A 13,383-nucleotide genomic window follows, 5' to 3' on the forward strand; every position below is an offset into this window, starting at 1 on the left:
CACAACCCTATGGATGGTCAACGACATCCCCACGCGCATGGTCTACGCGGGCCGACGATGGCGCGTCACAGACACCCCGACACGGTTGCGCCACTCAGTCTGGACCGCGTCCCTCGAGTCCCACACGGGCCTCTACGGGTGGCGATTCCAAGGAACCAACGACGATGGCGTGTCACTAGTTTTCGACCTCTATAAGGGCGAGGACGGCTGGCACGTACACCGCTCCTACGCTTAGAGCCTGTGGGCCGGGCGGCATGCGACTCCACCGCTAGATTGTCGCCATGCTCTCTCTGACGTACTCCCACCTCGCACTCGTACACGCGACCGGCCCCTCAAGCAGCGCACCCTGGTGGGGTGCCCCAGTTATCGCGGGGTCCTTTCTCGTGCTAGGCGCGGTGCTCGCGTTCGTGTTCAATCTCACCCAGGAGAATCGTCGAACGAAGCGCGCGAATGTCGAGCGATGGGATCAGAAGATCCTGGACCATACATCGATGGTCATGACCACGACCCGGCAGCTTATCCAGGACTCGTTCGATCATGAGACGGCCTTGAGCGTCTTCTCTGAGCTAGCCGTCGACCAGATGCACAGGGGCGAAAGCAACGATCCACCTCCCATTCGCGAACGATCGGGAACCAATTTCTACGAGACGTTCGATGCCCTGATGGGCGAAAGCTCGTCGCTCCAACTAATCGCCCCCAAGGGCGTTCGGGATGCAATCAACGATCTGCAGACAGCCGCGGGCGACCTGTTCTTCGCGGAAAATGAGCTGGTGAGGTCCGAGAGCGTGGATCGCCTGCACCGGGTCTCGGCCGCACTCGAGAAGTCGGTCCGCAAGCATTTCGGCATTAAGGACTGACCGACACGTGCGATGGCGTTTCGCCTGCACCACGTCTGCGGACAGCCCCGCTCTCAACGCAGATACAGCGCCCAAACGCCATACTGACCGTCAAACCCTACGCATTCGAAGCCGAAGGACTTCGCAAGCCGCTGCGACGCGTTGTTGGCGAAGTGAATCTTCGTGGAGACAGTCTCCGCTCCGGTCTCCCTCACCCGCCGCAGAACCTCCTCGAGGATCTCCGCACCCACATTCGTGCCGGCGAGCCTGTTCGCCCGACCGATGTGACCGATCCATGCATCCCCGGTTTGATCGGGCGGCTCGTACTCCGCAAAGGCAGCTATTCCGTGCTCATCTCGAGCCACCAAAGCAACCATAGAGGTACGTGAGGGGGCTCTGAACGACCTGATATACGACTGAACAGCGTGCTGATACGGCCGCGGGTGAGAGTTTGGACCAGGCGTTACGCGCCTTACACGCTCAGGGTGAGCACACGCAAAAATCTGGAGCTCTCCGCGATCGGCGAGTACGCTCTCAGACCATTCAAGCGGCACGCTTGCGATCGCGCCAAGCGGCCACAAGCTCGCGGCTGCGTGGAGTGCGAGCCTGGTTTCGGGCGCTAACCATAGCCAGAGCGGTTCGCTCCGCGTCCGTAAGATCGTCAGTGCCAACGGGCGCAGCAGGGCCAGCCTGTAGCGAAATCTTGTTGGCGAGGATCTTGGTCATGGATATACCGTATAGCACAATCCTGAATCTCAGATCCAGATTTGAGCGCTGCCTCGGTCGCAGTGAAGCTCATCTACAGGTTCAATCTTCAGGATCGCTCTTCTGTAGTTGATGCTGAGCGAGCAAGCAAGGCGCCAGGAAGCTTCTCGAGTCACTTTGGCACCGGGATTGGCGTGAAGCCAGCCTGCGGAGAGCCAACCTGCAGCTTCACTAGGGCTTCCCGCTCCCGGAAGGCATTCCAGGTGCGGAACAGATAGAAGAGCGCCTGGCCGGGAAGGATGCGCCGTGATGCGCCCGATTGAAGGTCATTGGAGACTCGCCGAGTGAGCGTCAGGAAGGGGTCGCCGGGACCGTTCTGAACTCCGTCTCGGATTCGATTGAAGAACTCAGCAGTGTCATCTACATCGAGCTTTGAGAACTCGAGGTAGGCGACACCGAGCGCACTGACCGGCAGTCGCAGGTAGCGGTACATGCCGCGGGCGTGACGCGCTGCAAACTCGATGCTTGGGATCGAAAGGACCGCGTCTGCCATCTCCGACTTCGTAAGTCCCGAGCTCCCCCCGATATGAGAAGCGGCGTGCTTCACGTCGCCGGCCTGGAACGCGGAATAGAGACGCGCGATGGCACCGACGTCCTTGGCGTCCGCTCGGTCTGCCAAACCGGTGATCACGAGCATGTCCCCCGTGTTGCGCGCTGAGCCCGAGTCGAGGACCACCAGTGCGTCCTCACTGATACCGCGAACGACGAGCACCCAAGCTCCCTTCGCCGCTGCAACGATCGCCTGACAACGGTTCTGACCATCGATCAGATGACCCGCCGTGTCGAACTTGATCGCCTCCCCCGTGATCACCCAGCGATCACTCTGGATGTCACGGACGTACCCGTTGATGCGACTCTTGCGCATGTTCCGGTTGCGGTCGATGTTGACCGCCAGCCACTCGACTGCCATCTCTGGCGTCACGTAGACGTACTCCGCCGTCTCCCCCGCTGGACCGTGCGCGACGGTCGCTGCCTGAGCTTTCATGGTCACCCCTTGTCGGAGCGGGCATTCACTTGATCCCGCTGCTGAGATCAAGTTGTAACCAAGAAGTTTTCGGGGCGCACTATTGCCGGATCATATTGCCCAGATGTTGCCCGAGCTTCCCCAGACGACAAAAAACCCCCGGAAATCCGGGGGTTTCGTTGTGCGCGATACTGGGATCGAACCAGTGACCTCTTCCGTGTCAGGGAAGCGCGCTACCGCTGCGCCAATCGCGCCCAAGTGGGCTATTCAGTTTGTGAGAGGTGGCGACGGGATTCGAACCCGTGTAAACGGCTTTGCAGGCCGGTGCCTAGCCGCTCGGCCACGCCACCGTGTGGATTGACCCCACGTGCGGAAGGCCTTCCGAAGAAGGCCCCTGCACTTGAGCGGATGACGAGACTCGAACTCGCGACCCCAACCTTGGCAAGGTTGTGCGCTACCAACTGCGCTACATCCGCGTTGTTCCCGGTTGTTGTCCCGGGCACTTATGAAACATTAGCCGAAGATTCACGACTGTCCAAACCGGAAGCGAATCTCGCGCGTGTCTCCCAGGGTGGTCAGCGACGGCTCCGACCGTCCGGTAGTATCGGTTGACGTACCCCAGGGTATGGGCGATTGGCGCAGTTGGTAGCGCGCTTCCTTCACACGGAAGAGGTCATCGGTTCGAGTCCGGTATCGCCCACAGGCACAGGCCCCGCACAACGAGAGTTGTGCGGGGCTTTCTCGTGTTGCGATACCAGCCGTCAGGTCCGTACGTGACCGCCGCCCGCCTTCCCTGCGAAGAAAGAGAGCCCACCATGACCGACTCCCCGTACTCGCCCTCACGGGACACGCGCTCCAGCACGCTGTCGATCGTGGCGCTGGCGCTCGCCATCATCCTTCCTCTCGTGGGCTTCGTGCTGGGACTCCTCGCCCGCGCGAAGTCGAAGGCTTCCGGATCACCGACGGTGGTCGCGAACACGGCCGTCGTGATCGGGGCACTGCTCAGCGCCGTGTGGACGATCGCGATCGTCCTCCTGGTCGGCTTCGGAGGCGTGCTTTCCGGAGGGCCCGCCCCGAGGACGCCCGATACCGCGGCACCCTCCGAGTCGACACCGCCGTCGGGATCGGAATCCGGCGATGAACTCGTCATCGAGGTCACGTCGGAGCGCGAGCTCGACTCGGCGACTCTCGCAGCCGCACGTACCGCACTCTCCTTCTATGCAGAGAACGCCGGTGTCGAGATGGTCGACATCACCGAGACGAACGCCGATACTCTCGCCGTGACCTTCGGCGCGGATGCCACGAGCACCGATGTCGACGCGTTCGCTCGTGCCGTCTCCACTCCCGCCGCCGAAGGGTTCTACGCGGTGGACGCGGTCCACCCGGCGACCGGAGGCGCAGACCTCGGCGACGGTTCGACGACTCCCCCGTGCGATGCGCTGCGGTTCGGTCCGATGACTGTGGAGGAGCACGTCCTCGCCTGCGACGAAGCCATGGTGACCCAGCTGCTCCTCCCCTCTTCCGCGCGCCTGGTCGGAAACGCCATCGCCGAGGTCGAGGTGAGCGGCGACGTCGTGGCCGTGACCCTGTCCGACGCTGCCGCCGAGGAGTTCGCCGCGTGGACCCGCGAGGCCTCCGACGCGACCGCGCCGGGCAATCAGATCGCCCTCGTCGACTTCATCGGCGTCATCAGTGCGCCCACCGTCGCCGAAGAGCTCGCCGGCGAGTTCCAGATCTCCGGCGCGACGCTCGACGCGGAACTCCTCGCCGCCCGACTGCAGCTGCTCAGCAGCGGAGTGTCGTTCACCGCCCGCTGAGCGAACCCGCCCGCTGAGCGGACCCGTCCGCCATGGTAACTTAGGGTGACCTAACCATGACGCGAGACAGCAGGCGGGGAGAAGATGTCGCCGATCGGCCAGCATCCCGACGAGTCCGTCGCCTGGCGCATCGACACCAACTCGTTCGAACTCGCAGATCACGTCGAGTGGGATGCGCACTCCCACGACGATCGGCACGAACTGCTCTGGGGCACACGGGGCGCACTGACCGCAGAGACCGATGACGGCTACTTCGCCATCCCCGGATCCCTCGGCCTCTGGATCCCGGCCGGCGTGACGCACCGCGTGGTGGCGGCGGCAGGCACCGTCTTCCGCTGCACGTTCATCGACGCCGACATCGACGCGGTCGCCGCCCGGACGACAGCCGTCGCGATTCCCGAAGTGGTCCGGGCGCTGCTCGACCGGCTCGAAGCATTCCCATACCTCTCCGCCTCCCCGCGTCTGCATGCTGAAGAGCTGGCACTGAGCCTGCTCGAGCCTGTCGAGGTGTCGACGATCGACCTTCCCCTCCCCCTTGACATGAGGACGCGACTCGTCGCCGAAGCACTCCTCTCCGACCCTGCCGACGCCCGATCGATCGAGGACTGGGGCCGCCACGTGGGCGCGAGCGCCCGCAACCTGTCTCGCCTCTTCGTCGCTGAGACGGGCCTGAGCTTCTCGACTTGGCGCACACGCGCACGCATGCGCCGCGCCATCGAGTGGCTGGCCGCCGACCACACCGTCGCGCACGTCAGTCGGCGCTCCGGATACGCGACGCCGAGTGCGTTCGTGCAGGCCTTCCGACGAGAGCTGGGTCGCACCCCCGGCGAATTCGCCTCGGTGCGCAGCGAAGCGACCAAGAAGTCGGCCTGAGCGCGACACCGGCTGGCACCTGCGCAACACAGGGCCGGTTCATACTAGGTAAGCCAAGCCTTAGCTAACTTCCTTGGCGCCCTCCCGACACCCACATCCGGAAGACGATCCATGCGCTCCACGCCCCTCCCACTCGTCGCGCTCGCCGCGACCGGCCTCCTGCTCACCTCCTGCGCCGGCTCCACCGCCGCAGGCTCTTCCGGTGACGCCGAGACCGTCGAGCTCACCACGCCCGCCGGGGTCGACATCGAGATCCCCGCCGAGCCGCAGTCCGCCCTCGGCTTCTACACGACGGATCTCGACATCCTCATCACCCTCGGCTTCGAGCTCGCCGACACCCAGCCGATCCGCGACGACTTCACCTCATTCCCCGCGTTCTTCCCCCAGGAGGAGCTCGAGGGACTCGAGACCTTCGGCAACTTCCCCGAGTTCAACCTCGAGGCCGTGCTCGAGGCCGACCCGGACTTCATCCTCAACGGGCTGGGCTATGAGGAGAACCTCGACGGCAAGCTGCAGAAGATCGCCCCGACCTACACCTACAACGCCTTCGACGGCGGCGACTGGCGCGATGTGGTCGCGCAGGCGGCATCCGATCTCGGACGCGAAGACCAGTGGCAGGCCTGGGTGGACCAGTACGAGGAGCGCGTCGCCGACATCAAGGCGCGCCTCGACGCGGCAGACATCCACCCCGTCGTCGCCGACGTCGGCTACTTCGACGGTCAGGTCACGACCTCGTGCTACGGCGTGCCGTGCCTGGTGTTCGCCGATCTCGGGCTCGAGATGCACGTACTCATGAACGCCACCGACGAGGGCCTCCCCGCGAGCGAGGACTACACCGAGCTCAGCGCCGAGCAGGTCGGTCAGCTCGAGGGCGTCGACGTGGTCTTCACCGGAGCAGATGAGGACGGCACGGTGTGGATCGAGGACGACGCAGCACTGCAGCAGAACCAGCTCTGGCAGAACCTGTCGTTCGTGCAGGACGGCGCCTACTTCCCGTACAACTACGAGATGATCTACGGCTCACCCAGCGGCATGGACGCGTTCCTCACCGTGGTCGAGAAGGCGCTTCTCGGATGAGCGTCAACCTGATCCACCGCATCATCGTCCAGCGCGTCGAGCGTCTGAGCCCCGGCATGGTCCGCATCGTGTTCGGCGGAGACGGACTCGACGGATTCGTCTCCACCGGGGTCGGCGACGAGTACTTCCGCGTGTTCTTCCCCACCGAGGGTCAGCACGAGCCGAACCTCCCCTTCCCCACGGATGACGGCTACTGGGACTTCCCCGAGGGCGTCGAGCCGGCACCGATGCGCACCTACACGGTGCGCGGATGGGATGCCGCGGTCGGCGAACTCACGATCGACTTCGTCGTGCACGAGGGCGGCGTGGCCGCGGCCTGGGCTCTGCATGCGAAGCCGGGCGACGTGGTCGGCGTCAACACCCCGAAGGGGCTGTACGACCCGCCCGCCGGCATCGAATGGCAACTGCTGATCGCCGACGCGACCGGGCTCCCCGCCGCCGCGCGCCTCGCCGAGAACGCTCCGTCCGGGATCCGCACCCGCGTGGTGCTCGAGGTCCCGACACCTGAGGACGAGCTGGATCTCACACCGGCGGAGGGCGTCGAGCTGCACTGGGTGCACGGAGGCAACGGCCATGCCCCCACCCGCATCGAGGAGATCCTCCGAGCCTCCGATCTTCCCCGCGGCCCGGGGTACGTGTGGGTCGCGGAGACCAAGGCGACTCGTGGCGTGCGCAAGCACCTGCGTCACGAGCTCAAGCTCCCCGCGTCCGCATACAAGGTGATCGGTTACTGGACCGAGAATGCCGAAGCCTGGCGTGAGAGGTACGAGTCCCTCGACGAATCCATCCACGCGCGTCTGATGGCGATGTGGGACGACGACACCCGCGCCGCAGAGGACATCGAGGAAGCCTACGAGGCCGAGCTCGAGAAGCTGGGTCTGTGATCACCGGCTCATGACCGCCGTTCTCTCCGAGGAGCAGACGACCCAGGTCTCGGCCACGCGCCGGGGCCTGGTCGTGCTCGTCCTCGTCATCGCACTGGCGCTCGTGTGCGTCGCCAGCATCTTCCTCGGCTCCCAGCGCATCAGCGTCGACGAGGTGTGGAGCGGACTGACGACCGGGGCAGGCGACCCCGGCGCGATCGTCCAGGGCATGCGCGTCCCCCGCACTTTCATCGGTCTGGCGGTCGGCGCCGCTCTCGGCATCGCCGGGGCGCTCATCCAGGGCTTCACCCGCAATCCGCTCGCGGACCCCGGGATTCTCGGAGTCAACGCGGGTGCCAGCCTCGGGGTCACGACCGGCGTGGCGTTCTTCGGACTCACCGCCGCCAGCGGATACATCTGGTTCGCCTTCGCAGGAGCCACCGTCGCGACGGTGCTCGTCTACCTCATCGGCTCCGCGGGCCGCACAGCGCCCGACCCGATGCGCATGACGCTCTCCGGCGTCGCGCTCGGTGCCGTCATGGGAGGCGTCGTCGCTGCGATCGGGCTTCTGAATCCGAAGGCCTTCGACTCGATCCGCTGGTGGAACGCGGGATCGCTGTCGGCGCTCACCCCGGATGTCTACTCGGTGCTCCCCTTCCTCCTGCTCGGGCTCGTGCTGGCCTTCTGTCTCGCACCCTCGCTGAACGCCCTGGCGCTGGGCGACGACCTGGCGACCGCTCTCGGATCGCGCGTCGTGCTCACCCGGGTGCTGTCGATCGTCGCCGTCACCCTGCTCTGCGGAGCCGCCACCGCCGCGGCGGGGCCCATCGCCTTCGTCGGCCTGATGGTGCCGCACGCCGTCCGCTGGTTCGTCGGACCGCATCAGGGATGGATCCTCCTGGGCACCGTCTTCGCCGCTCCCCTGCTGCTGCTGACCGCAGACGTCGTGGGTCGGCTGGTCCTTCGCACCGGAGAGCTGCCGGTATCTGTGGTCACCGCGTTGATCGGCGCTCCCGTGCTCATCGCCCTCGTCCGCAGGAAGAAGGTCAGCGGACTGTGACCGCTCTGCTCTCTGCGTCGACCGAGGTCGATGCCGGTCGACGGGTCTTCGCGCCCCGGACCGATGCCTTCTCTCGTCGCATCGGGGTCCGCGCCACCATCGTGACGGTGGCCTCTCTGCTCGCCGCCATCGCCGTGGGCGTCTTCGCCTTGACGCTCGGCGACGCCCCGTTCTCTCCCGGCGAGGTGCTCACGACGCTCCTCGGTTTCGGCGATCCGCGCGCCGAGCTCGTGATCATCGAGTGGCGACTCCCCCGTGTCCTCGCCGCGCTGGTGTTCGGCATCGCACTCGGCATCGGCGGTGCGATCTTCCAATCGCTGACCCGCAACCCGCTGGGCAGCCCCGATGTCATCGGCTTCGATGCCGGCGCCTACACCGGTGCGCTCATCGTGATCACCACCATGGGCATCAGCGTCGCCTCGACCGCCGCCGCCGCACTGGCGGGCGGCGCGGCGACGGCGCTGCTCGTCTACCTGCTCGCGTTCCGTCGGGGCTTCACGGGCTTCCGTCTCATCATCGTCGGCATGGGGTCGCCTCGATGCTGGCGTCGGTGAACACGTGGATCATCCTCAATGCCGACCTGCGGATCGCGATGCTCGCCAGCGCATGGGGCGCGGGATCGCTCAACGTCATCACCGCCGAACAGGTCGCCATCGCCGCGTGCGTCATCGTCCCGATCGGCATCGCCGTGGCCACGCTCGCCGATCGGATGCATCTGCTCGAACTCGGAGACGACACGGCCTCGGCGCTCGGCGTCCGCACCGGTGGCACGCGGCTGACCCTCATCGTTCTCGGCGTCTGTCTGACCGCCGCGGTGACGGCGATGGCCGGACCGATCGCGTTCATCTCCCTCGCCGCCCCGCAGATCGCCCGACGTCTGACCGGATCCGCGAGCGTGACTCTCACGGCGTCTGCCTCGGTCGGCGCCCTGCTGCTGGTATGCAGCGACGTGCTGGCGCAGAGGCTGTTCGCGCCCACTCAGATCCCCGTCGGGATCGTCACGGTCTGCCTCGGCGGCCTGTATCTGGTGTGGCTGCTCATCCAGGAAGCGAGAAAGCGATGACCGTCATCGACACCTCCACCGCGCGGCTTCGCGCCGACGACCTCACGATCGGTTACGACGGCCGTGTCGTGTCGGAGCACCTCGGAGTCGACATTCCCGCGGGCGCCTTCACGGTCATCGTCGGGCCTAACGCCTGCGGCAAGTCGACGCTGCTGCGCGCCTTCGCCCGACTCCTGAAGCCCCGGAAAGGTCAGGTGCTGCTGGACGGCCGTGCGATCACCGAGCTCCCCACCAAGGAGATCGCTCGACGCCTCGGCCTGCTTCCGCAGACCTCGATCGCCCCCGACGGCATCCGCGTCTCCGATCTCGTGGCGCGGGGGCGCCATCCGCACCAGACGATCCTTCGGCAGTGGTCCCATGACGATCAGACGGCCGTCGCCGCGGCACTCGCCGCGACGGGGACGACGGAACTCGCCGGCCGGCTGGTGGACGAGCTCTCCGGAGGACAGCGCCAGCGTGTGTGGGTCGCGATGCTGCTCGCGCAGGAGTCGCCGACCATGCTGCTCGACGAGCCCACGACCTTCCTCGACATCGCGCACCAATACGACCTGCTGCGGCTCTTCCACGGTCTGCACCAGCAGGGACGCACGATCGTCGCCGTGCTGCACGATCTCAACCAGGCGGCGCGGTTCGCGGATCACATGATCATGATGCGCGACGGTCGGATCGTCGCCTCCGGCGACCCCGCGTCGATCGTGACCTCCGACCGCGTCGCGGAGGTCTTCGGACTGGAGTGCTCGATCATCGCCGACCCGCACACGGGAACCCCTCTCGTGGTTCCGCGCTGAAGTCCGCGGGCGGCGGCCCCTCCTCTGCAGACGCCGCCCACGAGCGGGCCTCAGGCGGTGCCGAAGGGGTTGTCGATCGCGTAGCGCCAGCCGTGCTCGTCGTCGTGCACGGCGACGTCGGCGGTGCTTCCGCCGAGCTTCACCTCCGAGCCGTCGGGACCCGTGCCTTCGAGCGTCCAATCGGCGACGGCGAGTCCGACAAAACCCGCCTCGAACACGTGCCGGACGTTCATGGTGATGGGCAGACCGAGCGCGAGGAACTGCTCGAGCGCGCCGCGGATCGAGTCCTCACCCTCGACGGGGTGGCCAGGCGCCGGGGCGAACACCGCATCCGGCAGGTTCAGGGCGAGCAGGCCCTCGATGTCGCGGGCGTTGAAGCGCTCGGCGAACGCGAGGTTGAGCTGATCGAGCGAGGTGACCGGGGTCGTGGGCATGATGTGCTCCTTCGTCAGGTGAGAGACCGCGGAAGCGGCCCATCGAGAAGGACGTTCAGGAGCGACGGATGTGACAGGACCGCCGATCAGGTGCGCAGCGCGCGCCGTGCGCGGGACACACGCTGACGCGCCGCGGCCGACGTGATGGAGAGCCTCTGCGCGATCTCCTGCGCCGTCAGGCCGTCGACGACGCTCATCAGAAGAGGCTGGCGAAGATCATCGGGGAGTTCGTCGATCGCGCGGAATGCCGCCTCGAGCCGTTCCCGCAGCTCCGCCTCCGCTTCGACGTCCTGCGGCGACGCGAGCCGCTCGCACAGGACCTCACCGAGATCGTCCTTGCGTGCGCGGTTCATGTCGATGGCGGTCGTCCGCACGATCGTGTCGAGCCACGCGCACATCGGGCCGGCATCCGCCGAGCGGAGCGCGGAGAGTGAACGCCAGGCTCGAAGCGCCGCGTTCTGCGCCGCGTCGTCGGCATCCGCCGGCGGCACACCGAGCGAGATGCTGCGCCTGCGCAGCCGCTGGGGCTCCCTGCGCAGCATGGTGTCGAGACGCGCGGAGGCGACGGCGATGACTTCGGCGTTCACACGGATCCCCTCGTGGATTCGGGCATTCGGCCTCATGCTAGCCGAGCCTCGAACGCGGCGTCCGTGGCCGCCGGTAGCGTGCCGATGGTGACGACGACCCCGCTGCCGAGCCCCTGTGCACTCTGCGGGCACTGCGACGCGGTGCGCGTGGCGGCGGCTCTGATGTGTGCCTGGTGTGGGTGGCGCTACGGCGACTCCCCCGACCCCGACCTCCCGCGCCCGGTGATCGAGGTCGTCTATTACATCCGGTACGACCGCCGGGTGAAGATCGGCACGAGCAGACGGCCTCGTCAGCGACTCGCCAGCATCCGTCACGAAGAGCTCCTCGCCTTCGAGCAGGGAGGGCGTGCGGTGGAGCAGGCGAGACATCGGCAGTTCGCCGACATCCGCGAGGGCGGCGAGTGGTTCACGCTCACCCCACAGCTCGAGCGCCACATCGGCGGCCTCCGCACCGTCGCCGACCCCTGGCAGCTCTACGCGCGCTGGGTGAGCGCGTCGCTGCAGAACTGAAGCCCCGCACGGGGCCGACGTTCCGTGCGGGGCTTCAGAGTTCAGCGGGGTCAGGCGCGTGCGGCCTTGACCTTCGCGGGCTGCGGCTGCGAGAACAGCACCACGATGATCACCGCGACGCCGACGACCACGTGCGGCACCCAGACGTTCGGCGCCTCGGTCGAGAAGCCGAAGATCCACGGCGACAGCGCCAGGAACAGGCTCGCGACGATGTCGAAGACGAGGTGCACGGGCATCGGGATGAAGCCGAAGGGGCCCCACTCGTACTTCGTGAAGAGGCTGTAGACGATGAGTCCGACGCCGAGCACGATCGGGATGATCACGGCGGGGCCGCCCATGCTCGCGAAGCCGAACAGCCACGGAGCAGCGATCAGCGCCACTCCGACGATGTAGTCGAGAATTCCGTGGACCTTGGTGGGGATGAAACGCATGATTCCTCCTGTGGTGTCGTCGCGTGCTGCGACTCACAGATGGTTCGCAGCCCGCGCCGAAACGGATTGCCGCCCACCCGCTCGTAGGCTGGACGGATGACGTCGACGCCGCCGCCGCCTCGCGCGATCTCCGCTCTGAGGCTCGCTGCCGGAGCGTCGGTGACGGGCATCCTGCTCTACACGTACGTGATCGGCATCCCCCGTCAGGGAGCGAGCCTCGTCGACCACTTCGGGTACTTCACGAACCTGACGAGTCTGCTCACGGCCGGCATCCTCATCTCATCGAGCCTGATCTCGCTGCGCGGACAGCAGGTGCCGCCGGTGCTCACCTCGGCGCGTGCGGTGGCCGTGGCCTGCATGATCATCGTGGGAGTGGTCTACAACGTCCTCGTCCCCGGCACGGGGAGCGCGCCGGCCTGGGTGAGTGCGACCCTGCACGCGATCTTCCCGATCCTTCTCGTGCTCGACTGGGTCTTCGTCGCCGACCGCCCGCCGATGCCCTGGCGACGACTCTGGGTGGTGCTCCCCTACCCGGTGCTCTGGCTGGGGGTCGTGCTCGTGCGCGGGGCCACCGACGGCTGGGTCCCCTACGGCTTCCTGCTTCCCGAGCGCGGCGCGGCATCGCTCGCGGCCCACGTCGCGGGCCTGCTCGTCGCACTGCTCATGTCGGGTGCGCTCGTGTGGACGCTCAGCCGGGTTCGATTTCCCCGACCGACCCGGTGGTCAGGCGCTCGCCCAGCCGTATCGCCGAGCGAGCGCGGAGGCGATCCGACCGTAGCGTGACCGGTCGAGCACCGCGGCTTCACGGCGTAGCCCGGTCTCGTGCACGCTGTAGAGCTGCTCGATGTCGACCCACGACTCACGCCCCTGCGAGTCCCAGGCTCCCGAGCCGATCGACAGGTAGTCGCGGTCACCGTCATGAGCCTTGCTCGTCATCCGTACCGCGTAGACGCGCTCTGCGGATTCCCGGCCGATCACCAGCACCGGTCGGTCTTTGCCCCGACCGTCGTTCTCCTCGTAGGGAACCCAGGTCCAGATGATCTCGCCCGCATCGGGGGCGCCGTCACGGTCGGGGGCGTACCCGATGCGGAGATCGTCGATGCGATCCGGGTCGACACGGACAGTCTCGACCCCGTGCGCCCGGGCCTCCGCGCCACCCGGAGCAGAAGGATGCACCTCATCGGAGGTGCGCAGACGCGAGACCGGGCGCCTCGGACCAGTGGTCCGAGGCGCCCGGTCAGATCCCAGTGCCTTGAGAAGGATCTCCGCGAGTCGTGCCAGGATGCCGTCGGTTTTGCTCACACGGTCACCCTAA

Annotated in this window: 17 protein-coding genes and 4 tRNA genes; 12 read left to right on the top strand and 9 right to left on the bottom strand. The window is 66.7% G+C overall.

Features of this window, described 5'->3' with window-relative positions; all coding sequences use genetic code 11:
• Positions 1–281: 281 nt before the first annotated feature.
• Positions 282–857, top strand: coding sequence for a hypothetical protein (locus JOF42_RS11810; RefSeq protein ID WP_210098031.1), 576 nt, complete (start codon positions 282–284; stop codon positions 855–857).
• A 53-nt stretch (positions 858–910) separates the two neighbouring features.
• Here JOF42_RS11810 and JOF42_RS11815 read toward each other — a convergent pair whose 3' ends face one another.
• From JOF42_RS11815 to JOF42_RS11835, 5 genes are all read right to left on the bottom strand, one after another.
• The gene (locus JOF42_RS11815; RefSeq protein WP_210098032.1) at positions 911–1,390 is read right to left on the bottom strand and encodes a GNAT family N-acetyltransferase; all 480 of its coding nucleotides are present in this window, start codon (positions 1,388–1,390) and stop codon (positions 911–913) included.
• Between the two features lie 323 nt (positions 1,391–1,713).
• Positions 1,714–2,586 carry a hypothetical protein gene (locus tag JOF42_RS11820; RefSeq protein ID WP_210098033.1) on the bottom strand — a complete coding sequence of 291 codons (873 nt, stop codon included), beginning with the start codon at positions 2,584–2,586 and terminating at the stop codon, positions 1,714–1,716.
• Between the two features lie 161 nt (positions 2,587–2,747).
• Positions 2,748–2,819, bottom strand: a tRNA-Val gene (locus JOF42_RS11825).
• A 25-nt stretch (positions 2,820–2,844) separates the two neighbouring features.
• Positions 2,845–2,915, bottom strand: a tRNA-Cys gene (locus tag JOF42_RS11830).
• Between the two features lie 53 nt (positions 2,916–2,968).
• A tRNA-Gly gene (locus JOF42_RS11835) sits at positions 2,969–3,041 on the bottom strand.
• A 151-nt stretch (positions 3,042–3,192) separates the two neighbouring features.
• Here JOF42_RS11835 and JOF42_RS11840 point away from each other — a divergent pair.
• From JOF42_RS11840 to JOF42_RS11875, 9 genes are all read left to right on the top strand, one after another.
• Positions 3,193–3,265 (top strand) — tRNA-Val (locus JOF42_RS11840).
• Positions 3,266–3,380: 115 nt separating this feature from the next.
• A complete protein-coding gene (locus JOF42_RS11845) occupies positions 3,381–4,382 on the top strand; it encodes a SecDF P1 head subdomain-containing protein (protein ID WP_210098034.1) in 1,002 nt (333 codons plus the stop codon).
• Between the two features lie 84 nt (positions 4,383–4,466).
• Positions 4,467–5,255 (top strand): helix-turn-helix domain-containing protein, encoded by a 789-nt coding sequence (locus JOF42_RS11850; protein WP_210098035.1) that lies wholly within the window; start codon positions 4,467–4,469, stop codon positions 5,253–5,255.
• Positions 5,256–5,366: 111 nt separating this feature from the next.
• Positions 5,367–6,332 (top strand): ABC transporter substrate-binding protein, encoded by a 966-nt coding sequence (locus tag JOF42_RS11855; RefSeq protein WP_210098036.1) that lies wholly within the window; start codon positions 5,367–5,369, stop codon positions 6,330–6,332.
• A complete protein-coding gene (locus JOF42_RS11860) occupies positions 6,329–7,216 on the top strand; it encodes a siderophore-interacting protein (protein WP_210098037.1) in 888 nt (295 codons plus the stop codon). The genes JOF42_RS11855 and JOF42_RS11860 overlap by 4 nt, the downstream gene beginning before the upstream one ends.
• A gap of 10 nt (positions 7,217–7,226) precedes the next feature.
• Positions 7,227–8,255 carry an iron chelate uptake ABC transporter family permease subunit gene (locus JOF42_RS11865; protein ID WP_210098038.1) on the top strand — a complete coding sequence of 343 codons (1,029 nt, stop codon included), beginning with the start codon at positions 7,227–7,229 and terminating at the stop codon, positions 8,253–8,255.
• Positions 8,252–8,809, top strand: a complete 558-nt coding sequence (locus JOF42_RS18100) for an iron chelate uptake ABC transporter family permease subunit (protein ID WP_307803592.1) — start codon at positions 8,252–8,254, stop codon at positions 8,807–8,809. The genes JOF42_RS11865 and JOF42_RS18100 overlap by 4 nt, the downstream gene beginning before the upstream one ends.
• Positions 8,806–9,318 (top strand): FecCD family ABC transporter permease, encoded by a 513-nt coding sequence (locus tag JOF42_RS18105; protein ID WP_307803593.1) that lies wholly within the window; start codon positions 8,806–8,808, stop codon positions 9,316–9,318. Before JOF42_RS18100 ends, JOF42_RS18105 begins: the two co-directional genes overlap by 4 nt.
• Complete coding sequence (locus tag JOF42_RS11875; protein WP_210098039.1) at positions 9,315–10,106, top strand: ABC transporter ATP-binding protein; 792 nt, start codon at positions 9,315–9,317, stop codon at positions 10,104–10,106. The genes JOF42_RS18105 and JOF42_RS11875 overlap by 4 nt, the downstream gene beginning before the upstream one ends.
• 50 nt (positions 10,107–10,156) lie before the next feature.
• Here JOF42_RS11875 and JOF42_RS11880 read toward each other — a convergent pair whose 3' ends face one another.
• Together JOF42_RS11880 and JOF42_RS11885 are read right to left on the bottom strand one after the other, a co-directional pair.
• Positions 10,157–10,540 (bottom strand): YybH family protein, encoded by a 384-nt coding sequence (locus JOF42_RS11880; protein ID WP_210098040.1) that lies wholly within the window; start codon positions 10,538–10,540, stop codon positions 10,157–10,159.
• An 86-nt stretch (positions 10,541–10,626) separates the two neighbouring features.
• Positions 10,627–11,127 (bottom strand): RNA polymerase sigma factor, encoded by a 501-nt coding sequence (locus JOF42_RS11885; protein ID WP_307803594.1) that lies wholly within the window; start codon positions 11,125–11,127, stop codon positions 10,627–10,629.
• A gap of 63 nt (positions 11,128–11,190) precedes the next feature.
• Here JOF42_RS11885 and JOF42_RS11890 point away from each other — a divergent pair, with 63 nt between their 5' ends.
• On the top strand, positions 11,191–11,637 hold the full coding sequence (locus JOF42_RS11890; RefSeq protein WP_307803595.1) for a GIY-YIG nuclease family protein: 447 nt from the start codon (positions 11,191–11,193) through the stop codon (positions 11,635–11,637).
• A 50-nt stretch (positions 11,638–11,687) separates the two neighbouring features.
• Here the strand turns inward: JOF42_RS11890 and JOF42_RS11895 are convergent, their stop codons facing one another.
• Entirely contained in the window at positions 11,688–12,068 is a 381-nt protein-coding gene (locus JOF42_RS11895; RefSeq protein WP_056307564.1) for an SPW repeat domain-containing protein, read from the bottom strand.
• 96 nt (positions 12,069–12,164) lie between these two features.
• Here JOF42_RS11895 and JOF42_RS11900 point away from each other — a divergent pair, with 96 nt between their 5' ends.
• Positions 12,165–12,851 carry a Pr6Pr family membrane protein gene (locus JOF42_RS11900; protein ID WP_210098041.1) on the top strand — a complete coding sequence of 229 codons (687 nt, stop codon included), beginning with the start codon at positions 12,165–12,167 and terminating at the stop codon, positions 12,849–12,851.
• Here JOF42_RS11900 and JOF42_RS11905 read toward each other — a convergent pair.
• Entirely contained in the window at positions 12,792–13,370 is a 579-nt protein-coding gene (locus tag JOF42_RS11905; protein ID WP_210098042.1) for a type II toxin-antitoxin system PemK/MazF family toxin, read from the bottom strand. The two genes, JOF42_RS11900 and JOF42_RS11905, sit on opposite strands and share 60 nt — an antisense overlap.
• Positions 13,371–13,383: the final 13 nt, after the last annotated feature.

This window comes from Microbacterium phyllosphaerae, from assembly GCF_017876435.1.
Lineage (GTDB): Bacteria > Actinomycetota > Actinomycetes > Actinomycetales > Microbacteriaceae > Microbacterium > Microbacterium phyllosphaerae.

Coding starts and splice junctions, on each gene's coding strand:
- JOF42_RS11810 (WP_210098031.1), top strand. CDS start 282: ATGCTCTCTCTGACGTACTCCCACCTCGCACTCGTACACGCGACCGGC.
- JOF42_RS11820 (WP_210098033.1), bottom strand. CDS start 2,586: ATGAAAGCTCAGGCAGCGACCGTCGCGCACGGTCCAGCGGGGGAGACG.
- JOF42_RS11845 (WP_210098034.1), top strand. CDS start 3,381: ATGACCGACTCCCCGTACTCGCCCTCACGGGACACGCGCTCCAGCACG.
- JOF42_RS11850 (WP_210098035.1), top strand. CDS start 4,467: ATGTCGCCGATCGGCCAGCATCCCGACGAGTCCGTCGCCTGGCGCATC.
- JOF42_RS11855 (WP_210098036.1), top strand. CDS start 5,367: ATGCGCTCCACGCCCCTCCCACTCGTCGCGCTCGCCGCGACCGGCCTC.
- JOF42_RS11860 (WP_210098037.1), top strand. CDS start 6,329: ATGAGCGTCAACCTGATCCACCGCATCATCGTCCAGCGCGTCGAGCGT.
- JOF42_RS11865 (WP_210098038.1), top strand. CDS start 7,227: ATGACCGCCGTTCTCTCCGAGGAGCAGACGACCCAGGTCTCGGCCACG.
- JOF42_RS11875 (WP_210098039.1), top strand. CDS start 9,315: ATGACCGTCATCGACACCTCCACCGCGCGGCTTCGCGCCGACGACCTC.
- JOF42_RS11880 (WP_210098040.1), bottom strand. CDS start 10,540: ATGCCCACGACCCCGGTCACCTCGCTCGATCAGCTCAACCTCGCGTTC.
- JOF42_RS11895 (WP_056307564.1), bottom strand. CDS start 12,068: ATGCGTTTCATCCCCACCAAGGTCCACGGAATTCTCGACTACATCGTC.
- JOF42_RS11900 (WP_210098041.1), top strand. CDS start 12,165: ATGACGTCGACGCCGCCGCCGCCTCGCGCGATCTCCGCTCTGAGGCTC.